Raw genomic sequence first — 21,511 nt, 5'->3', positions numbered from 1 at the left:
TTAGGAATATTGAATATGGGCTGCTGCGACACTCCGGGCTTAATGCCAATTGATACTGCCATTTCAAACATGCTTGAATCAATTACACCAATTTCGTTGGTGACAGATTTATCTCTTGATCAAGCTGTTGGACATGTTTTAAGTGAAGACATCCACTCACCAATCAATGTCCCACCTTTTGATAACTCGGCAATGGATGGATACGCCTTACGTGCTAACGATTTGGAGTCGACTACGCAACTACCATTAGCAGGAAAATCTTTTGCTGGTATTCCATTTGAAGGTGAATGGCCACAAGGTACTTGCATTCGAATTATGACAGGTGCACAAATCCCGCAAGGTTGTGATCTTGTGATCATGCAAGAGCAAGCCGAAGTGAATGGCGATCTTGTTGACTTCACACAAGCACTTCCGGTTAAACCGCAACAGAATATTCGACCAACTGGCGATGACATCGAACAAGGTGCATTAGTTTTACCAAAAGGTCATAAACTAACCTCTCGAGATATTCCGATGATCGCCACACTCGGTATCCCAAGTGTTTCGGTATTCCAGCAGCCCAAAGTGGCCTTTTTTTCAACTGGCGATGAATTAAAACCTTTAGGAACAAAACTTCAAGCCGGTGAAATTTACGACAGTAACCGATATGGCATTAAAGTAATGCTTGAAAAATTCGGCTGTGAAGCGATTGATCTAGGCGTGATTCCTGACAATAAAGAACAACTTAAACAAGCCTTTCAACAAGCACAATCTCAAGCGGATGTTGTGATCACATCAGGTGGTGTAAGTGTCGGAGAAGCCGATTACACGAAAGAAATTTTAGATGAATTAGGTGAAATAGGTTTTTGGAAAATTGCCATGAAACCGGGCAAACCGTTTGCTTTTGGTCAGTTGTTAGAAACAGAAGAACGTCAGAGCGCCCTATTCTGTGGCTTACCGGGTAACCCAGTATCGGCGGTATTAACACTTTATATTCTAGTTCAACCGCTATTAGCGAAGCTAGCAGGCTACAGCCAATGGCAGCCACAAACAAGTATTCCTGCGGTTAGCCGAACACGCTTCAAAAAAGTTCCGGGTCGAACTGATTTTCAACGTGGTATTTTCTCAATCACTGAACAGGGTACACTTGAGGTATCGACAACAGGTAATCAAAGTTCTGGTGCATTTCGTTCAATGAGCCTAGCCAATTGCTTTGTTGTATTAGAGCAAGATCGTGGTCATGTTGAAGCAGGTGAAACGGTTCATATCCAATTATTCAACCCAAGTTTTTATTAAGCATATTTTTCTTACTTGAAGTATATGCTTAGATAACAAGGCCGAAGCGATAATACATTGCTTCGGCTTTTTTTGGCTATCCCCCGAATGAAACACAGAACAGAGGAAGCGGATGGGTTACTTTATATCTAACTTTTTGAGCTTTTTCTCTTTCATAATTGAGGCAATCACTGCGACAGTCATGGTCGTTAATAATACGACCAAGGATACCATCGTTGGAATGGCCCACGGCGTGCCAATTAATAGCATCTTGATACCAATAAATATCATGATAAACGCTAATGCCGGACGTAGATAAACGAACTTATCAAGCATACCTTCTAGAACAAAATACAAAGAGCGCAATCCTAGTAATGCAAACACATTCGCCGTTAACACCAAAAATGGTTCTTGGGTCACCGCGAAAATTGCAGGTATTGAGTCTAAAGCAAACAGTACGTCAGTCATTGCGATTACTGCCACAACAACTAACAAAGGTGTCACCATCAAACCTAAATGATCACGGGTGAATAACTTAGTGCCTTGATAGCTTTCCGTCACTCTGAAAAGTTTGCGTACCATTCGCTCAGGGAAAGAATTCAACTCTTCCTCATCATCACTTTCTGGTTTACTTAGTTGATACCCGGTCCAAATTAGAAAGAAAGCAAATAAGTACAATACCCAATGGAAGGCTTCTAATAATTCAGCCCCAATCGCAATCATCAAGGCACGTAAACATAACGCGCCAATTACACCCCACAATAATACTCTCGGTCTTAATTCTTGAGGCACCACAAAACGACCAAAAATTAAGGCAAAGACAAATAGATTATCAACACTGAGGGATTTTTCGAGTAAATAGCCAGTTAGAAATGCTGTCGCAGCATCATGGGCAGAATAGGCACTATCCGGTTCGAATACTGGCCAAAACTCATATAAAGAAACGAAGAATAGTAAAGCGAATAAAACCCAAAGCAGGCTCCATATAGCGGCTTTTTTAATGGTGACATTGCCATTACGTGTTTGCCAAACATCTAGGGCTAACATCAGTACGGTAAGTAAACCAAAATAAGCATAGGTTGTAACGTGCATTTCTGATCCTTAAATGGCGGATAGAAATGAATGGGGGCATTCAGACCATCCGCACAATATGAAAAAACATCAGGCTCATACTTAGTATTTGTCCTGATATTCAAACTATGTGCGTTGGTCTCGTCAGAGTGGAAAACCACCTTTGCTTACCGGAAATAGATCTATCACGCTAACGTGGCCTACTTCGAGATGACGACAAGCAAATTCTCACTGACTACTCCCCAAACGCAATCAATTTACTCTGTCGTAGGTTGACCTACAAGCACTATTTTATGAATACGTTAATTCTGACAATAAGTCGTATTTAATTGTTGAATTCGCTCAGGATTATTTTGTAAAAATTCTGAGAAACAATCTGCCATCGAGAAGTGTGTCACCTTGCCATATTTATGCATATTTAAAATGGCATCGTAACCCTCTTTGCCTTTCATGGTATAGGCTGATGAGGTACCTTTATACCATCGTTCTTGTTCTATTGGTTTCCATTGCTCATCAATAGAAAAAATACGTAAATTAACAATTCTTTTTCCCAATGGATTGTCTGCAATATAACTAAAGTCAAGGTTATGAGCATAAGGGTAACTGCCAGAACCTGTACCTTCTACTCCGTTATTCAAAGCATTATTGATCGCACCTTCTAATATGGCAGCTAAATAACAACCTTGAATTTCATAGACACCAATCGGTACCGCAAATGGCAATAATTTCCCGGCAATATCCGCAATAGTAATGTTACCAGGGTTCAATGAAGCTCTCACACCACCGGCATTATGAATCGCAAAATCAACCGCATAGCCTTGTTGTTTCATCATAAAAGCGAATGATTCTGCGACCAATGGCGCTAACACACTTGGGCCATCTTGATCAGGAATACGCACGTGTCTTAATGATGAGTCAGTTTGTGCCACAATGGTTTCTTGCATCTTACGTACACGTGGGATGTATTTATTCAATAAAATTAAATGCACTTGCGGATCTTTTTTACAAATTACAATGTGTTGGTGTTGGCGTAAATAATCACTCGCTTTTGCATGAAAATTATCTTGATAAGCATCCGAAAGCGTGGCATCTAAGCATAAACGTCTGCCTAGTAACAATTCATTCTTACCATTAAAAGCAATCACTTTGCCATTAGCATCAAAAGTAATTTCGCTGTGCCCCATCGAAAGCGCATGGTAGCCGGCCTGCACAACATAAGTACCGTTAATGCACTGACCGTAGTCATCATCTTTTGCCAGTCCAACATCAGAAAAGTCACCCTGTAACCTATGAGAGTGTCCTCCAACAATAATACCAATACCTTCAACTTGTTTGGCTAGCTCTAAATCCGCTTCATAGCCTAAGTGGCTAAGCAGAATGATATTTTTGATACCTTGAACATGAATTGCTTTTACTGTCGCTTTAGCAACATCGATAGAATTGATAAATGGCGTATCTTGATCAGGGTTTGAAATATCCGCCATCTTATCGAGTGCCAAACTAAAAATAGCCACCTCACCACCCTGCACTTGCTTGGTGATCCATCCGGCATGTTGAGAGCTTGCTTGATAAGGAACTAGCTTCGATGAGTCACTGACACGAATCGCCTTATTATTTGACTCATTCGACACATCCCAGTTTCCTGCTAGCAACGGAAATTCGATACGTGTTAAAAATCGCGCTACCGGCTCATTACCCATATCCAATTCGTGATTACCGAGTGCCATTGCATCAATGTTTAACGCATTGAGTAACTCGGCATTAGCCCGCCCTTTAAATAGCGAGAAATATAGAGTGCCTTGGAAACAGTCACCTGCGTGCAGAAATAGAAACCCTAAATTTTGTTGTTGAGCTTGTGCTCTCAGTTGTTGAGTACGAGTCGCAATGCGAGCAAAACCACCGGCGCTGACGTAAGGTTTTAGTTGCTGCTGTTCAATATTCAGCTCAAGTTGTAACGAACTAGGTTCAAAATAGGAATGCGTGTCATTGATATGAGCTAAAATTAAGCTAACGGCTTGGTTATTCTTTTGGGTCATTATACCTCTGTTTTTAATTGTTTAACCGACACAGTTTTAAAACCTGACTAGCCAGTTAAGTTACTTGAGTAGATTTTACTGCTTGAATGATGACAAAACTATGAATATTTCATATTCGATCATGATTTCATTTGCTCAAGAAAGCGTATTAATAAAAAATGTGATAAATACAAACGTTTAGCACCATTCAATCCTATACTCTACACTCGAAGGCCAACTTTTTCTCAGCCGCTTCACTTACCTTATTGTTGGTCTAGAGAAAGGAGCGATTAATGATACTAGACCGAATTGAAATCCTTGGCTTTCGAGGCATTAAACGTCTTTCCTTAAGCTTAAACGAAATGACCACACTACTCGGTGAAAATACTTGGGGTAAATCATCATTACTAGATGCGTTGTGCATCGCCTTGCCAACCACAAATCAACGATATCAATTTGAACTTGAAGATTTCCATGTCGATTACGCTCAATCTCAGCCACAAACTCAGCAGATTCAAATCATTACTCGTTGGCGCACCTCTCAACCAAATGAACATAGAAACATTCGTTATCGTAAGCTCAAGCCAGTTTGGCAAGATGATAAAGATATTGACAATCAGCCCTGTAAAATCTGTATCTATCAACTGAGTGCTTCACGAAGTGAACTTAAAATTGACACTAAATACCAGTTTTTAGATCACCAAGGCAACCCTCTCAAGTTAAATGATGCTCATAAATTAGCGATGGAGCTATCTCGTGTACATCCCGTCATTCGTTTGCGTGATGCAAGGCGTATACCGATGGCGCCGCACCACCGAGAACAGCATCTTGAAAATCCAATCAATGACAAAACAGAAAAACGCATTAATAACACCTACCGCCGATTACTGGCGATGCCCGGCCATGTAAACAAAGGTGAATTGAAAAGTACCATTAATGCAATGCAAGATTTGATCGAACACTACTTCTCTTTTGAGCGGCATGTTACCCAACAAAAAATAGAACCAAGGGAAAACTTGTTCAGTGGAGAACATCCTTCGTCAGAAGACCAAACCAGCTTAATAAAAATCCTGCGTAAAAGTAAAAATCAACAAAGCAAATTATTACTCATGGGACTACTGAATGCTTTCTTACAAGCCAAAGGTAATGCGACCATAAGCACCATGGCAAGGCCTATCTTGATCTTAGAAGATCCCGAAGGCCGACTGCACCCAACCAATTTATTGAAATCGTGGGAAATACTGCAACTCATTCCAATGCAAAAAATCCTTACCACCAATAGTGGAATGTTACTTAGCGTGGTTCCCCTTTCATCGATTCGTCGACTCGTTCGCCAATCAGATATGACACAAGCTTATAGCATTCACGAACATCAACTTAACCGAGATGATCTCAGGCGGATCAGCTTTCACATTCGTTTTCATCGCCCTAATGCTTTATTTGCTCGCTGTTGGTTATTGGTCGAAGGCGAAACTGAAGTCTGGTTGTTCAATGAATTAGCAAAAATTTATGGTTATAACCTAGCAGCAGAAGGCGTGCAAATTATTGAATTTGCGCAATCTGGTTTGAAATCATTAATCAAAATGGCGAAAGCGTTACATATAGATTGGCATGTAGTTGTCGATGGCGATCCTGCGGGTAAAAAATACGCCACCACGGTAAGAACCCAACTCGCCCAAGATATGGAAAAACACCGATTAACTGAGTTACCTGACCGAGATATCGAACACTTCTTATATCATAATGGCTTTGAAGAGTTTTTCCGTGGCATGGTACACATCACCGCAGATCACCCTATTCCTGCGAAAAAGATTGTGCAACGAGCGGTAAAAAAACATGCTAAACCCGATCTTGCATTGGGGATTGTTGAATACTGTGAAGAACATGGACCAGAGAAAATCCCACTACTACTCCGCTGGATTTTAAAACGAGTGATGACGATGGCTAGCGGAAATAATTAACGAGGGGCAATAATTAAATGGTAATATTACAGCGATAAAATGAATACTACTATTGCCTCTCTCGCTGTAAGGATTCGATTCAATGTACAAACTTATCGCTATCGATATGGACGGAACGCTATTAAATAGTTCTGGCAAAATTTCTGAGCACAATAAGCAAGCCATTGCCCAAGCAAGACAACAAGGTGTTCATATTGTACTCGCATCAGGACGCCCGCTGGATGGTATGCGTGCGGCTCTTAATGAATTAGGTATGATTCAAGATAGTGATTATGTCATCAGCTATAACGGTTCATTAGTTCAAACCGTAGCAAGCAATACCATGATTCGCCAAGAAATTCTTACCGGAAAAGATGCAAAACTATTAAATCATTGGGCACAACGCTTAAATGTTTTCATTCATGCTTTTTCTCTTGAGCAAGGTTTAATTAGCCCTCAATCTAATCCGTACACTAATCATGAATCGGAAATCAATGGCATTACATTAACTGAGCGCCCTTTTGAAACTCTCAATGACGCTGATCCCATTTTAAAAGTGATGATGGTTGAAGAAGAAGGAAAACTGACACAATCGATACAACAAATACCGGCTCAATTATACCAACAATTCACAATTGTCCGTAGCACCCCTTTCTTTTTAGAATTTTTAAACCCAACCAGCGATAAAGGCACAGGGGTACAAGCTTTAGCGGAGTACTTAGGTATTAAGGCATCAGAAGTGATGGCAATAGGTGATGCTGAGAATGATCATCACATGATGAAGTACGCTGGTTTAGGTATTGCAATGGGAAATGCGACAGAAGCAACCAAACACATTGCAGATTATGTCACTGATACGAACGAAAATAATGGCGTTGCTATGGCCATTGAGAAGTTTGTCTTCAATTAACTTAACTTGTTAACCATAAGCTTATGCTACGCACTAGGTTATCTTTATCTAGTGCGTTTGTTTGTAAATAATAAAATTTAACCTTGACCTTAGAGTGTACTCCAAGGTGTATTCTTATCATAACAGCCTTAATGGAGCTTGGTTATGACGACGAATAATATAAAAACACTTCACTCAATCTCAGCAATACAACCTTTAGTCGAGCAGGATAAAAACTGTTGCTCTTCAAGTAACTGCCATACTAATAACGAACAGCAAGCTCCGCAGAACTCTCAGGATAATACAGCGAATGGTCAGCTTGAATCATGGAAAGTTTTCGGTATGGATTGCCCATCGTGCGCACAAAAAATCGAAAAAGCGATCGCGAAAATCGCTGGCGTAGACAAAGTACAAGTACTATTTGCAACAGAAAAGCTACTCGTCAGTTTCACCCAGCCTGCAACTACTCAACAAATTGAACAAGCTTGTCAAAATGCTGGCTTTACCTTAAATAATTTAAGCTCACCGACATCAGAAAACGCCAATAACAAACCGGCGAATATTGTTAAAGACAATCTACAAATTATTAGTATTGCCGCTGCGATGCTGATTGGCGCACTTGCTAAAATATGGTCACCCGAAATTAGCCAGTGGATATTTACATTAACTTGCCTCGTCGGTTTATACCCTATTGGTAAAAAAGCCATTCATCTGGCCAAATCAGGCACACCTTTCGCGATTGAAACATTAATGAGTGTTGCTGCTCTCGGCGCGTTATATCTAGGTGAAACCGCAGAAGCAGCGATGGTGTTACTACTCTTTTTAATTGGTGAACGTTTAGAAGCCTTCGCGGCATCCAGAGCACGTAGCGGCGTACAAAGCTTAATGGAATTAGTGCCAGAAAACGCGACTAAAATCGTTAATGATGAAAGAGTTACTGTAGCTGCTGCATCACTCCAACCGGGTGATATTGTTGAAGTATCGCCTGGTTCGCGCCTACCCGCTGATGGCCAACTTCAAGATAATAGCGCCAGTTTTGATGAAAGTGCATTAACCGGTGAATCTATTCCGGTTGAACACCAAAAAGGTGACAACGTAATGGCTGGTTCCATTGCGACCGATCGCGTTGTGCGCTTTATGATCACATCGAAGCAAGGTGAAAATGCCATCGACCGCATCTTACATTTAATTGAAGATGCTGAATCACGCAAAGCTCCTTTAGAGCGATTTTTAGATAAATTCAGCCGTTGGTATACCCCGCTAATGATGCTGGTCGCTTTAGCCGTGATCATTACGCCACCACTGGTATTTGCTCAACCTTGGGAAACATGGGTATATCGCGGTTTAGCATTGCTACTGATTGCCTGCCCTTGCGCCCTTGTGATTTCAACCCCTGCAGCCATTACGTCTGGGCTCGCTACTGCCGCTCGTCGTGGCGCGCTAATTAAAGGCGGAGCAGCATTAGAGCAATTAGGCAAAGTGGAAATCATGGCGTTTGATAAAACCGGTACACTTACTCAAGGGAAACCTGATGTTACCGATATTATTGGCTTAAATGGCACCAATGAAAAAGATCTGATGCGTTATACCAGTGCGGTTGAACTAGGCTCTAGCCACCCACTCGCTACCTCTTTCATTCGTAAAGTAGAAGCTCAAAGTATTGTCATTCCAGAAGCAAGCAATAAACAGACGCTATCTGGGGTCGGCGTTCAAGGGGAAGTTGATGGGAAGCTTATTCAAATTATGTCGCCATCAAAAATGAAATTACCTTTAGATGCAGAAACTTTACTGCAAGTAGAACAACTTGAATCACAGGGCAAAACCGTGGTAGTGGTTATCCTAAATAATCAAACTGCGATGGGTATTATTGCTTGGCAAGATACATTAAGAAGCGATTCAAAACAGGCGATTAAAGCGCTGCATAAACTCGGTATCCGCTCAATCATGCTTACCGGTGATAATCCGAGAAGTGCCGAGGCGATCAGTAGTCAACTATCAATGGAATACAAAGCCAGCCTACTACCACAAGATAAAGTGACTTTTGTGGAGCAATTAGCGCAGCAATCTCAAGTCGCAATGGTTGGTGATGGTATCAATGATGCTCCTGCCATGAAGGCGGTAAGTGTCAGCGTGGCAATGGGTGGCGGCACCGATGTGGCACTAGAAACCGCCGATTCAGCACTCACTCATAATCGCTTAACCGAACTCCCTGCGATGATTGAATTATCTCAAGCAACCCTTGCCAACATTCGTCAAAATGTCACTTTAGCACTAGGGTTAAAAGCGGTCTTTCTTGTCACTAGTCTACTTGGTATCACTGGATTATGGGTTGCCGTATTGGCAGATAGTGGCGCAACCGCCCTAGTAACGTTGAATGCATTAAGATTGTTGAGGTTTGAGCCTAAAAACATCGATTAGATAAAAGCTTGAAATAAAACAAGTTGAAAGTTAGTGCCTCAGAAGTATGATGTGCGGATTAACGTTATCGAATAGGAAAGCCGATGAAGATCGTTGCTGTTACTGCTTGCCCAACTGGAATCGCGCACACTTACATGGCGGCTGAGGCACTGGTTAAATCTGCCGCACAAGCTCAAATCAATATTCATGTAGAAACACAGGGGGCAATGGGGATAGATAATAAACTGACTTACAAAGACATCAGTTTAGCACAAGTGGTTTTGATCGCATCCGATATTGAAATAGAACAAGCGGAACGATTTGAACAAACTCAAACCATTCAAGTCTCTATCGAAGATGTGCTCACCGATCCAGATGCGCTCATTCAGCGCTGCATAGCTCATGCAAAATAAACGTATTACCTTCTACTTAGGTTCAACTGGGCTACCAACCTGGTTGATAAAAGGGATTCATCAACAAGTAAAACCTTTTGTGGGTAGTGTCACTTTAATTCAAGTGCAATCCATACAACAGGTCGATGTCAAAGACTACCTCAGCGCAATGACGTTAGGGTTTCAACCTTTTGAGCTTTGCCAACTGCTATTAACTGGTGAAGGTGCCGAGCAATATCAGTCGCAATTAATCACCTTCTTGCAAACAGATTGCTTTGTAATTGAAACTCAAGCTACCAACGCTCCTACCATGTCCAATAACAGCCTATTCCAAATCCAGTGTTTTGATATTGAAAAAGAGTTAAACAACTTTACCAAGCTTTATACTACGTTGTATACCGCACAAAAAGATACCGATCAAATAGACCAATTGTTTCAGAAACAATATTGCTTAAAAAGACTCTCTCAGCTAACTCAAAATCAAGATAGCCAAGTGATAGAAGAAGCATTGAAAAAGCGGGAAGCCTTATCTTCGACAGCGATGACCAATGGCGTTGCTCTGCCTCATCTACTTAATGCTGCAATAGATAAACCACAACTGATTATATTAACCACCAACACGCCTGTAGATTGGGGAAGCCATTTCCCACCAGTCACTCATATCATTGCTGTAATGCTACCTATTGATGCAAGTAAACAGACCTTATTGGCAGTAAGGCACTTAGCAACGGCTTTAGTGAATTACGAAATTAATCAATTTATCTGCCAGCATAGGCACCATTCGGAACTACAAGCCATCATCACTTGTTTTATGAAGTTGGATAAATAACGCTTAAATATCGAGAGGAGTAAAGCATCCTAAAGCACCGGCGCAGCTATACTGCGTCCGAATGCTTTAAATGGTTAAGTTTACATTTGGTAATCGCCAGCTCTTTCTGGTTGATAAGTGATTTCTGTGATCTTCACTTTTAGAAAATCACCACCTGGTTTTGGCCATTCAATTTGATCACCGATTGAAAGCCCCAATAATGCGCTCCCTACAGGAGCTAAAATGGATATTGTTTTTCCATTTGAGGCTACATTTTTTGGATAAACTAAAGTTAACTCAAATTCTTTCTGACTGGATTCAACAAAAAAGCGTACAGTAGAATTCATTGTAACAATGTTTGCTGGTATTTCGTTAGGCTCTACGATCTTCGCACGGCTAAGTTCATCTTCCAACTCTTCGATACCGGGCACGCTATTTTTTGGTAAAGAATCTATGAGAGAGTACAACCTTTCTGAATCAAGCGATGATAGTACTATTTCCGGCCTGCTTTTCATTTCTACCTCATTAATAATGACATGGAGCTCTTGGTTATTATGTAATAGCAAAAGTTAGCAATTTTCTAACAGCCTCACGCCAAATGGTCGGCTTTGATGCATTGTTAGGCATTAATTGCACGCATTAGTTCATTGGGATTTTTACAATAGATGATTGGTCTTCATAACATAGTTATTTATTCTGCTGTAGCATAGCGTGAAACAACAAAACAAACAACGCAGAGACGAGTCTTGATCTAACAGGCATTAAGCGCGGACTCTCAAATTCAACTTATTAAACAGATTTAACCAGCATCTAAAACTAACCAAACCCACTGTTTTCATTTCAAACTATGCAAAATTGGCACTATTGAGTATGAACCTGTCTTACCTAATATAAGGATTAATTACTTACCCTAAACAGAATGAGCAAATTACTCTACAGACATGGCACGAAATTCACTCGGCGTTCTACCGGTTTTATTCTTAAACACTCGAAAGAAGTAGTTCACGTCGTTATAACCGCAACGCAAAGCCACTTCACTTAAACGAAATGAATAACGAATTAACATAAATTTAGCCCGCTCCAACCTAACCCAAGTAATATAATCGGCCAAGCGCATGTGCCCCTGCTGACGAAACAATCGTGAAAGGTGATTTGGGCTGATATTAAAACGATGCGCGATACTATCCCGAGTAATATTACGGTGGAAGTTTTCTTGTATATAAATACATATCCCTTGATAAAGATCCTCACTCCTACTTTGAGATGATAAGTCAGGAGACAACAGCATACCGTGGCAATAAGTCATTAAAGCCATCAATAAATGTCCACCTGTAGGATGGAGGTTCTTTTCTTTTGATAACGTATTTAATGCGCTGAGGATATGGTCTATCGCATGGCCGGTTCGAGTTTGAATACTATGCTTTTGTACATCAAAGAAATTGGCCTCCCCTTTCTTTTTTTCAACCAAACTAAACCCTAGTTGGCGTTTACCAAACAGTAAGCTTAATACGCAACAATCACTATCCCAATCAGGTTTATTCCAACTATTGGGCGGAATATACAGAATATCGCCGGGAAGAACTTTTACTTTAGTGACTCCAAAATCAGGATCTTCAATTTCGTTGATGTACTCCCCGGTTATCACAAACTCCATACGAGGAAAGTTGACTTGATAACTAAAAGGTGGTGGTGTGGTGTGATCATTGGCAAACCACACACGATTAAAGTACTCACGGTCGGATAGCACACCTTCGAGTACATTGATAAAAGTCTGATTCATGCAGTACAGCAGCCTTAGATTATTTAGTGAGTGTATACGCTATATAACACCACTTAATTTACCAGTGATTGGGATCACAAACAATTTTTGTGGTTACAATAATCCAGTAAATGCCACTTATATGCACTATTATTTCTTTAGTAAATGTCCAACAATTCATATCAACAATACATCAATACTAATAATAGGTACTGCCATGATTACCCAGTTGATTAATGCGAAACTAATCTGCTTAGATCTAAAAGCGACCACCAAGGACGAAGTGTTCAATGAAATGGTGGCAATTTTAGATGCTCAAGGAAAGCTCAGCGATAAAGCACAATTTTTGCAAGATATTTATGCTCGTGAAGATATTGGTAACACGGGTTTTGAAGAAGGTGTGGCGATTCCGCATGCAAAAAGTGCAGCGGTAGCAGAACCGGCGGTAGCCATTGGTATCAGCCGTTCTGGTATTGAGTATGGAGCTGAAGATGGTGAAGATTCTAAACTATTCTTCATGATCGCATCTCCAGATGGCGGCGCTGATCATCATATCGAAGTATTAGCAGAATTATCATCAAAATTAATTGAAGACGGTTTTATTGAATCATTTTTCAAAGCTGAATCATCGGAAGCGGCTTTAGCTTTACTACTTGAAAAGAAAGAAATTGAAAACACGGTTGCCGCGGATAAAGGCTTAATCATTGGTGTAACAGGTTGCCCTGCGGGGATTGCACACACCTACTTAGCTGCTGAAGGTTTGGAAAAAGCCGCGGCTGAAATGGGTTACGAAATTAAAGTCGAAACCAATGGTTCGATTGGTGTTAAAAATGCGCCAACTCAAGAAGAAATCGACCGAGCAGTTGCCATCGTAGTAAGTTGTGATAAGCAAGTTGATATGGTTCGCTTTAACGGTAAAAAGCTGATTCAAACTGGAGTAAAAGCACCGATCAGTAATGGTAAGGGCGTTATCCAACAAGCACTCGATGCAGCGCCTTATCAAGCCGATGCGAGCAGTAATACCAAAGAAGAAAAATCTGCTGCCAATTCGGGCCGCTCAAACCTTTACCGTTACCTTATGAATGGCGTATCACACATGATCCCATTTGTGGTAACTGGTGGCTTGATGATCGCCCTTTCATTAGCAATTGGCGGTGAGCCAACGCCAAATGGCATGCAAATTCCAGATGGTAGTTTATGGAACCAAGTATTAAATGTCGGTGTCGTTGCCTTTACTTTAATGATCCCAATTCTTGCTGGCTATATTGCTTATGCCATTGGTGATCGTGCAGCACTTGCTCCGGGCTTCATTGGCGGCTGGATTGCCAATAATGGCTCTTTCTATGGCGCAGATGCTGGTACTGGCTTTATTGGTGCCATCATTGCCGGTCTGTTAGTCGGTTACTTTGTTCGCTTTATCGCACAACGTGAATACCACAAAATGATCGCGCCACTTGTACCAATCATGATTGCTCCAATCCTGGGTACGGTATTTATCGCGTCACTGTTTATTTTTGTTATTGGCGCACCAATCGCTGACTTAATGCAATGGTTAAACGCAGTACTAACCGAAATGAGCACGGGTAACGTCGTTTTACTGGGTATTGTTCTTGGTGGCATGGCTGGTTTCGATATGGGGGGTCCATTCAACAAGGTTGCCTTCCTATTTTCTGTCGGCATGATTGCTAGTGGTCAAACTCAATTCATGGGCGCAATGGCTGTGGCTATTCCAATCGCGCCTCTAGGTATGGCACTAGCAACCGTTATTGGTCGTAAGTTTGGTATCTTTGAAGACAGCGAAATTGAAGCCGGTAAAGCTGCGGGTGCAATGGGCTTAGTTGGTATCTCGGAAGGTGCAATTCCATTTGCCGCGCAAGATCCACTATCAGTAATCCCAGCAAACGTACTTGGTTCTATGGTTGGCGCAGTCATGGCATTCTCATTTGGCATCACTAACAGCGTAGCTCACGGTGGTCCTGTGGTTGCCCTACTAGGTGCAATGAATAAACCATTCTTAGCACTTCTATGTATGGCAACAGGTGCAGTGGTAACCGCCGCTCTGTGTGTGACATTGAAAAAAATGCGCCAAGCAAAAATGGCAACAGCTTAATCAGAACTTCGTAACACTTTTAATTCAATGCAGGCTATAATGCCTGCATTGCTTTTTCCAAAAATTTAACTTTTTGTACTCAATGCGATTTAAGAATCTTGGGTATAGTCGTAAGGGATTATTATGAAAGCTCTTCCTCCATTTTTACTCATGCAGAACGTGATTCAAGATTATGCATGGGGCAGCACGTCTTCTATTCAACAATTATTCGATATTCCAAACCCTGAGAGCAAGCCACAAGCTGAAATCTGGATGGGTGCACACCCTAATGGATGTTCTCAAATAGAACTAAACGATAATTTCGTCCGTTTAGATAGTGTCATTGAGCAAGACAAAACCACAATATTAGGCGAACGTACTGAAACGCGTTTTAATGAACTGCCTTACCTATTTAAAGTTTTGGCCGCAGAAAAAGCCCTATCGATTCAAGTTCATCCAAGTAAACAAGCAGCAGAAATTGGCTTTGAAAAAGAAAACCAAGCGGGAATTGATTTAAACGCGGCGAACCGTAACTACAAAGATCCAAACCATAAACCTGAGTTGGTCTACGCATTAACGCCCTATCAAGCAATGAATGGTTTCCGAGATTTTAAAGATATCATTCATCTGTTTGAAACGGTGAACGCCCCTGCTCTACAAGCACAAGTTGAGGCATTAAAAACCAATCAAACCGAATCTGGTTTGAGCCAGTTTTTCGAAGCTATTTTGTCCTTAACCGATGAAGCAAAAGATTCTTCGATTCAAGCACTAATAGCCTACGCACAAGAATACAAAGGCAACGAGCTCGCTGACCTACTAATTGAACTAGAAAAACAGTACCCAGGTGATGTCGGTTTATTTGCTCCACTGATGCTGCATGTGATCACATTAAAACCAGGTGAAGCAATGTTCCTTGATGCGTGTACTCCACATGCTTACATTAAAGGCACTGGCTTAGAAATCATGGCGAACTCAGACAACGTACTACGCGCAGGTTTAACACCAAAATATATGGATGTGCCGGAACTGGTTGCCAACACGATTTGTAAACCAAAACCTAATGATGAAATTCTTCTTGCTCCTATTGAAGAAAAAAATACCAAACGCTACCCAATTCCAGTTGATGATTTCAAGTTTAGTGTCTATGAATGCGAAGCTAACTTAACTTGTGACAGTGCGGAAATCATTTTTGCGATTGATGCGGATGTCACATTGACCCATAACAGCGGTGATATTTTGATGCTAACTAAAGGTCAATCCGCCTTTATTCCATGTTCAACAGGAGAATATAAAGTTTTAAGCTCTGGGCATTTTGCTAGAGCGTATAATTAATTTATTGTCCCAATACAAAAGCGCAAAGTGCACTATACTCGATAGCCCTTTGCGCTTTTTATTTAAATTTGACGGGTATCACATAAGTAATGAATCGTCTATAATGCGCGCTAATTCACAATCTGTGGCGTCATTATGAACAACAAAACTTTCGCCGTAGATAAAAGTAACAATTAACCCAATTAATAATAGGAATATAGGCTTAATATGCGTAGAAAATCAATACGCTAAGTCTCCTATATAATTGCTTTTAGATCAGAGGAATGCCGTTATCTTAAGTACAGCGAACATCACCATGCAATTTGGTGCTAAACCCCTATTCGAAAACATCTCTGTTAAATTTGGTGACGGTAACCGTTACGGCCTGATTGGTGCGAACGGCTGTGGTAAATCAACCTTCATGAAGATCTTAAGTGGTGAACTTGAACCTAGCTCTGGTAATGTGAGTGTTGACCCTAATGAACGCGTTGCAAAATTGAATCAGGATCAGTTTGCTTACGAAGAATTTACGGTTATCGATACGGTTATCATGGGCCATAAAGAACTTTGGGAAATCAAAGTTGAACGTGACCGCATCTACTCTTTAGCTGAAATGAGCGAAGAAGATGGCATGAAAGTAGCCGACCTTGAAACTCAATTTGCAGAAATGGATGGTTATACCGCAGAAGCTCGTGCAGGTGACTTATTATTATCCGTAGGCATTCCAACCGAACAACATTGGGGCCCAATGAGCGAAATAGCTCCGGGTTGGAAACTACGTGTTCTTTTGGCACAGGTATTATTTGCCGATCCAAACATCATGTTACTTGATGAACCCACCAACAACTTGGACATGGATACCATTCGCTGGCTGGAAGACACATTAAACCAACGTAACTGCACCATGATCATTATCTCGCACGACCGTCACTTCTTAAATGAAGTGTGCACGCACATGGCAGATATCGACTACGGTGAGCTACGTGTCTACCCTGGCAACTACGATGATTACATGTTCGCAGCGACTCAAGCTCGTGAGCGTTTATTATCTGATAACGCGAAGAAAAAAGCACAAATCGCTGAGCTACAAACCTTCGTATCTCGTTTCTCGGCGAACGCCTCAAAAGCGAAGCAAGCAACTTCTCGTGCTAAGCAAATTGATAAAATTCAGTTAGAAGAAGTGAAAGCCTCTAGCCGTCAAAACCCATTTATTCGATTCGAGCAATCAAAAGAATTGTTCCGTAACGCATTAGAAATAGAAAACTTATCACAAGGTTTTGAAACCACGCTCTACTCTGACTTCAATGCAATTTTTGAAGTGGGTGAACGTGTTGCGATTATCGGTGAAAATGGCGTGGGTAAAACCACCCTACTAAATACACTAGCCGGTGCTTTAGAGCCTAAAACTGGTAGCTACAAATGGTCTGAAAACTCAAATATTGGGTACTACGCTCAAGATCATGCTCATGAATTTTCAGAAGATCTAACAGTGTTTGATTGGATGGCACAATGGCGTCAAGAAGGTGATGACGAACAAGTCGTTCGTAGTTTCCTAGGTCGTATGCTTTTTGGTCAAGATGACATCAAGAAACGTGTTCAAGTGCTTTCTGGTGGTGAACAAGGTCGTATGCTGCTTGGTAAATTAATGATGCACAAACCAAACATGTTGTTGATGGATGAACCAACCAACCACATGGATATGGAATCAATCGAATCTTTGAACTTAGCGCTTGAAAACTACAAAGGTACCTTATTCTTCGTATCACACGATCGCCAATTCGTATCATCATTAGCCACTCGTATTCTTGAAATCCGCGATGGTAAAATCCATGATTTCCGTGGTACTTACGATGAGCTATTAAAAGCGCGTGCCGCGACAGCTTAAACAATAAATTAAAGACTAAATACACAAAAGCGAGCCTCAACAGCTCGCTTTTTTATTACATTCCGCTTTTTGTTGGCTCAATCTTAGAACCTAAAGCTGCTGATTTTTAAAGGGCAACAACCGTAAATATTACTTCATTAAAGCAACCGATTCTTGAGCAATCACAAACTCTTCATTAGTTGGAATAACCAGTGCTTTCGCACCTAGCAACTCAGATGTTGCAATAAGGCCTGCGTTGCCAAATCTTGCGTCTTCGTTACCTTTTTCATCTTCAACAAACCCTAACAGTTTTAAGTTGTTCAAGATTTCACGGCGAATTGGCAATGAGTTTTCACCAATACCACCAGTAAAAACGATAGCATCTAATGAATCAAGTGCAACCAGATAAGAAGCAATATATTTCGCAACGCGATAAGTGAATATATCAAACGCCAATTTAGCACGTGTATTACCCGCTTCCATTTCTTCTAGTACACCTCGCGCGTCACTTGTCACACCTGACACTCCAAGGAAACCTGACTTTTTGTTCATCATTTCGAACACTTCGTCTTTTTCCCAACCTTTACGGAAAAGAAACTCGATAACACTTGGGTCGAGGTCACCACAACGAGTGCCCATCATTAAGCCGGCTAAGGGAGTTAACCCCATACTGGTATCAACACATTGGCCATTTTTAACTGCACTCACTGATGCACCGTTACCCAAATGCACGGTGATAAAATTGCTTTCTCCAAGCGGTTTATCTAACATTTTCGCAGCTTCACGGCTTACGTAGTAATGACTTGTACCATGAGCACCGTAACGACGCACTTTATGTTCTTCGTAAAGTTCGTACGGAAGTGCGTACATAAAGGCTTTCGCTGGCATGGTTTGGTGGAAAGCAGTATCAAAAATTGCGAATTGAGGTAGAGAAGGGAATGCTGTCATCGCAGCTCGCATCCCTTCTGCGTTTGCTTTATTGTGTAGAGGAGCTAATTCAGCAAGGCGATCAACTTCCTGAATAACGCTTTCATCTACCTTCACAGTGCCTTTAAAAGTCTCGCCACCAGCAACAATACGGTGACCGACGGCTACAAATTTTGAACTCAAACTTAAAGTCTCGAGTAGTTTCACTACTCGCTCAAAAGCGTATTGATGATGGTTACCGTCAGCAGAAATTGCTTCAACGGTTTTCTCTCCCTGATATTTCCAACTGATTTCAGCTTCGGGTAAGCCGAAACATTCCCCTAAACCTGTTAAAGGAGCCTCGCCTGTTTGAGAGTCAATAACAGCGAACTTTAATGAAGAACTGCCCGAGTTGATTACTAATACGTATTGTTTTGACATGAGTTTCTCTTTTGTGCGGTCTGTAGATATCTACACTATATTATAGTTTGCGTGTAAGTTTCATTACATTATTCAATATTTTTTTAATCTTTCAACTTTATTTTGATGGTTTCAGTAATGAGAAATAATTGGCTTGATCTAAAACAAAGGATAATTTCTTTTGGACATTAAATTAAACCGCAAATATTAGAGGGCCTGAAAAAGAAACGTAAAAAAGCCGAGATAACGAATGCTATCTCGGCTTTAGTATTTTTAACTTAAAAAGTTATCAAGCTTAACCTTCACGGTTACCGCGTGCTGCTGGCTTACCAGCGGGCTTCGGGCCACGGTTACGGTCGAAACGACGTTCACCATTACCAGAACCACCTTCACGACGTCCACGGTGGCCTTCACCACCACGACCACGGAAACCACCACCATCACGACGAGGACCACCAGAACGCGGACCACGTGATTCACGAAAGTCATCAAAATCACACACAACTGCGCCAACTTCTTTCTGACGAATACGTAACTTCTTAAGTTTACCAGCTACTTCTGAAGTCATTGCTTTAGGTAGCTGAACAAACGTATGACCTTGAGCAAGTTTGATTGCACCGATTGAATGCTTAGTTAAACCAAGTTCGTTAGCAAGGGCGCCTACGATATCTTTTACTTGAACACCACTATCACGGCCAACTTGCAATTGGTAAGTGTCCCAATCTTGCTTAGTGCCGCCGAATGAACGACCGCCGTCACGAGGATTTTCACGACGTTCTTTACGACGCTTATTATCACGCTCAATCGCTTCGATCATTGGATCGGGACCAGTGTAGAATAATGGACGCTTACCTTGTTGGCGTTGAAGAAGAATTGCTGCAAGTGTTGCTGCATCCACCTCTAAAGACGCTTGAAGTTTTTCAATTAACTCAGCAAAGTTTGCAATTGAGTTATTTGTTTTTTCAGCTTCTAGTTCAGCACTTAGCTTAACGAGACGAGCTTCAGCAACTTTATCGCGGTTAGGAAGTTGGATTTCTTCCATGCTTGATTTAGTCACACGCTCAATAGTGCGAAGCATACGAATTTGATTTGTACGAACCAACAATACTGCTTTACCAGTACGTCCAGCACGGCCAGTACGGCCAATACGGTGGATGTATGATTCAGTATCAAATGGGATATCGTAGTTAAATACGTGAGTAATACGTGGAACATCAAGACCACGAGCAACAACGTCCGTTGCCACTAGGATATCAATTACGCCACGTTTGATGTTATCAACCGTACGTTCACGTTGTGCTTGGGGGATATCACCGTGCAATGCTGCAGATTTAAATCCGCGTGCAGATAACCAATCAGATAGACGCTCAGTATCTTGACGAGTACGAACGAATACGATTGAAGCATCTGTATCTTCAGTTTCAAGTAGACGAGTCATTGCTTCGTCTTTTTCTACGCCTTTCACTACCCAGTATTGTTGCTCAACTTTAGCAACAGTACGGTTTTCACCAGCAACGTCAACGCGAGCTGGGTTACGTAGGAAACGGTCCACAATGGTTTTAACCATCGGAGGCATAGTTGCAGAGAATAGTACGCGTTGTGCGGTTTCTGGCGCTTGCTCCATGATCCAAGTTACATCATCAACAAAGCCCATTTTTAGCATTTCATCGGCTTCATCAAGAACGAAAGTTTTCACTTCATCAAGATGAAGAGTGCGACGATTAATTAAATCTTTGACACGACCAGGTGTACCCACAACAATGTGTGAGCCATTTTTAAGTGCACGCATTTGATCCACGATAGAAGCACCACCGTAGATTTCGATTACTTTTAAGCCTTTAATTTTTTGACCCAACGTTTTGATTTCTGCTGCGACTTGAATCGCAAGCTCACGAGTTGGTGCCATAACAATGGCTTGTGGCTTGTGTTGGCCTAGGTCGATTTTATTTAGAACAGGTAAAGAAAACGCGGCTGTTTTACCAGTACCAGTTTGTGCTTTACCTAGTGCATCTTTACCTTCTAAAAGGAAAGGAATCGATGCAGCTTGAATTGGGGTTGGGGTTTCAAAGCCCATAGAGTTCAGTGCAGATAGAAGGTTTTCGTTTAGATCAAGATCGACGAATTTGATTTGATTTTCTGACATGGGGTTCCTACTTATTTAAGGAAAATTTCGGTCCCATTAAGCTCTACTACCTCTAATACCTACCCTAACATCTAATATCCATACATATCATGGACTAGGTAGAAAACGCCTTAAGCTGTTTCGGGACATCATTAAGGGAGGCGCATTCTGCCTTAAGATCACAAAAAAATCCAGAGAAAATTGAATTTCATCACACTTTTGTTCTAATCAGGTCAAATCTTATAAAAATCCCCATCTCTATATTTTTATACTT

Annotated in this window: 15 protein-coding genes; 9 read left to right on the top strand and 6 right to left on the bottom strand. The window is 41.3% G+C overall.

The features are described 5' to 3' along the window. The first annotated feature begins 15 nt into the window (after positions 1–15). Positions 16–1,275: a molybdopterin molybdotransferase MoeA gene (gene moeA / locus ACE3G9_RS05885; RefSeq protein ID WP_417878901.1), complete on the top strand. Its 1,260-nt coding sequence runs from the start codon at positions 16–18 to the stop codon at positions 1,273–1,275. A 117-nt stretch (positions 1,276–1,392) separates the two neighbouring features. On the opposite strand, the gene ACE3G9_RS05880 is transcribed toward moeA, so the two are convergent. Continuing rightward, positions 1,393–2,346 carry a TerC/Alx family metal homeostasis membrane protein gene (locus ACE3G9_RS05880; RefSeq protein WP_417878900.1) on the bottom strand — a complete coding sequence of 318 codons (954 nt, stop codon included), beginning with the start codon at positions 2,344–2,346 and terminating at the stop codon, positions 1,393–1,395. Between the two features lie 281 nt (positions 2,347–2,627). Next, positions 2,628–4,361 carry a bifunctional metallophosphatase/5'-nucleotidase gene (locus tag ACE3G9_RS05875; RefSeq protein ID WP_417878899.1) on the bottom strand — a complete coding sequence of 578 codons (1,734 nt, stop codon included), beginning with the start codon at positions 4,359–4,361 and terminating at the stop codon, positions 2,628–2,630. A 272-nt stretch (positions 4,362–4,633) separates the two neighbouring features. Here ACE3G9_RS05875 and ACE3G9_RS05870 point away from each other — a divergent pair, with 272 nt between their 5' ends. The 5 genes from ACE3G9_RS05870 to ACE3G9_RS05850 all read left to right on the top strand — a co-directional run bounded on the left by ACE3G9_RS05870 (position 4,634) and on the right by ACE3G9_RS05850 (position 10,787). Further along, entirely contained in the window at positions 4,634–6,301 is a 1,668-nt protein-coding gene (locus tag ACE3G9_RS05870; RefSeq protein ID WP_417878898.1) for a DUF2813 domain-containing protein, read from the top strand. 82 nt (positions 6,302–6,383) lie between these two features. Beyond that, positions 6,384–7,190, top strand: coding sequence for a sugar-phosphatase (yidA, locus tag ACE3G9_RS05865; protein ID WP_449218664.1), 807 nt, complete (start codon positions 6,384–6,386; stop codon positions 7,188–7,190). A 144-nt stretch (positions 7,191–7,334) separates the two neighbouring features. Next, positions 7,335–9,587, top strand: a complete 2,253-nt coding sequence (locus ACE3G9_RS05860; protein ID WP_449218663.1) for a zinc/cadmium/mercury/lead-transporting ATPase — start codon at positions 7,335–7,337, stop codon at positions 9,585–9,587. Between the two features lie 83 nt (positions 9,588–9,670). Further along, positions 9,671–9,979: a PTS fructose transporter subunit IIB gene (locus tag ACE3G9_RS05855; RefSeq protein ID WP_417878895.1), complete on the top strand. Its 309-nt coding sequence runs from the start codon at positions 9,671–9,673 to the stop codon at positions 9,977–9,979. Then, positions 9,969–10,787 carry a PTS sugar transporter subunit IIA gene (locus ACE3G9_RS05850; protein WP_417878894.1) on the top strand — a complete coding sequence of 273 codons (819 nt, stop codon included), beginning with the start codon at positions 9,969–9,971 and terminating at the stop codon, positions 10,785–10,787. The genes ACE3G9_RS05855 and ACE3G9_RS05850 overlap by 11 nt, the downstream gene beginning before the upstream one ends. Before the next feature lie 80 nt (positions 10,788–10,867). Here the strand turns inward: ACE3G9_RS05850 and rnk are convergent, their stop codons facing one another. Both rnk and ACE3G9_RS05840 read right to left on the bottom strand, forming a co-directional pair. After that, the gene (gene rnk, locus ACE3G9_RS05845) at positions 10,868–11,281 is read right to left on the bottom strand and encodes a nucleoside diphosphate kinase regulator (RefSeq protein WP_417878893.1); all 414 of its coding nucleotides are present in this window, start codon (positions 11,279–11,281) and stop codon (positions 10,868–10,870) included. 413 nt (positions 11,282–11,694) lie between these two features. Next, positions 11,695–12,546 (bottom strand): helix-turn-helix transcriptional regulator, encoded by an 852-nt coding sequence (locus tag ACE3G9_RS05840; protein WP_417878892.1) that lies wholly within the window; start codon positions 12,544–12,546, stop codon positions 11,695–11,697. A 196-nt stretch (positions 12,547–12,742) separates the two neighbouring features. Here ACE3G9_RS05840 and ACE3G9_RS05835 point away from each other — a divergent pair, with 196 nt between their 5' ends. The 3 genes from ACE3G9_RS05835 (at position 12,743) to ACE3G9_RS05825 (ending at position 17,810) form a co-directional block, all read left to right on the top strand. Beyond that, positions 12,743–14,635, top strand: coding sequence for a PTS fructose transporter subunit IIABC (locus ACE3G9_RS05835; protein WP_449218662.1), 1,893 nt, complete (start codon positions 12,743–12,745; stop codon positions 14,633–14,635). A 123-nt stretch (positions 14,636–14,758) separates the two neighbouring features. Beyond that, positions 14,759–15,946 carry a mannose-6-phosphate isomerase, class I gene (gene manA / locus ACE3G9_RS05830; protein ID WP_417878890.1) on the top strand — a complete coding sequence of 396 codons (1,188 nt, stop codon included), beginning with the start codon at positions 14,759–14,761 and terminating at the stop codon, positions 15,944–15,946. A 271-nt stretch (positions 15,947–16,217) separates the two neighbouring features. After that, entirely contained in the window at positions 16,218–17,810 is a 1,593-nt protein-coding gene (locus tag ACE3G9_RS05825; RefSeq protein ID WP_449218727.1) for an ABC-F family ATPase, read from the top strand. A gap of 129 nt (positions 17,811–17,939) precedes the next feature. On the opposite strand, the gene ACE3G9_RS05820 is transcribed toward ACE3G9_RS05825, so the two are convergent. Both ACE3G9_RS05820 and ACE3G9_RS05815 read right to left on the bottom strand, forming a co-directional pair. Beyond that, positions 17,940–19,136, bottom strand: a complete 1,197-nt coding sequence (locus tag ACE3G9_RS05820) for an acetate/propionate family kinase (protein WP_449218661.1) — start codon at positions 19,134–19,136, stop codon at positions 17,940–17,942. Positions 19,137–19,410: 274 nt separating this feature from the next. Then, positions 19,411–21,258, bottom strand: a complete 1,848-nt coding sequence (locus ACE3G9_RS05815) for a DEAD/DEAH box helicase (RefSeq protein ID WP_417878888.1) — start codon at positions 21,256–21,258, stop codon at positions 19,411–19,413. Between the last annotated feature and the right edge of the window lie 253 nt (positions 21,259–21,511).

The organism is Vibrio sp. E150_018 (genome assembly GCF_053544035.1).
This window is presented reverse-complemented; position numbering and strand designations above follow the sequence as displayed.

What these genes read in the sequence shown, in the direction of transcription:
- manA (WP_417878890.1), top strand. Translation starts at nt 14,759, where the DNA reads ATGAAAGCTCTTCCTCCATTTTTACTCATGCAGAACGTGATTCAAGAT.
- yidA (WP_449218664.1), top strand. Translation starts at nt 6,384, where the DNA reads ATGTACAAACTTATCGCTATCGATATGGACGGAACGCTATTAAATAGT.
- ACE3G9_RS05860 (WP_449218663.1), top strand. Translation starts at nt 7,335, where the DNA reads ATGACGACGAATAATATAAAAACACTTCACTCAATCTCAGCAATACAA.
- moeA (WP_417878901.1), top strand. Translation starts at nt 16, where the DNA reads ATGGGCTGCTGCGACACTCCGGGCTTAATGCCAATTGATACTGCCATT.
- ACE3G9_RS05815 (WP_417878888.1), bottom strand. Translation starts at nt 21,258, where the DNA reads ATGTCAGAAAATCAAATCAAATTCGTCGATCTTGATCTAAACGAAAAC.
- ACE3G9_RS05850 (WP_417878894.1), top strand. Translation starts at nt 9,969, where the DNA reads ATGCAAAATAAACGTATTACCTTCTACTTAGGTTCAACTGGGCTACCA.
- ACE3G9_RS05855 (WP_417878895.1), top strand. Translation starts at nt 9,671, where the DNA reads ATGAAGATCGTTGCTGTTACTGCTTGCCCAACTGGAATCGCGCACACT.
- ACE3G9_RS05880 (WP_417878900.1), bottom strand. Translation starts at nt 2,346, where the DNA reads ATGCACGTTACAACCTATGCTTATTTTGGTTTACTTACCGTACTGATG.
- ACE3G9_RS05820 (WP_449218661.1), bottom strand. Translation starts at nt 19,136, where the DNA reads ATGTCAAAACAATACGTATTAGTAATCAACTCGGGCAGTTCTTCATTA.
- ACE3G9_RS05835 (WP_449218662.1), top strand. Translation starts at nt 12,743, where the DNA reads ATGATTACCCAGTTGATTAATGCGAAACTAATCTGCTTAGATCTAAAA.
- ACE3G9_RS05875 (WP_417878899.1), bottom strand. Translation starts at nt 4,361, where the DNA reads ATGACCCAAAAGAATAACCAAGCCGTTAGCTTAATTTTAGCTCATATC.
- rnk (WP_417878893.1), bottom strand. Translation starts at nt 11,281, where the DNA reads ATGAAAAGCAGGCCGGAAATAGTACTATCATCGCTTGATTCAGAAAGG.
- ACE3G9_RS05840 (WP_417878892.1), bottom strand. Translation starts at nt 12,546, where the DNA reads ATGAATCAGACTTTTATCAATGTACTCGAAGGTGTGCTATCCGACCGT.
- ACE3G9_RS05870 (WP_417878898.1), top strand. Translation starts at nt 4,634, where the DNA reads ATGATACTAGACCGAATTGAAATCCTTGGCTTTCGAGGCATTAAACGT.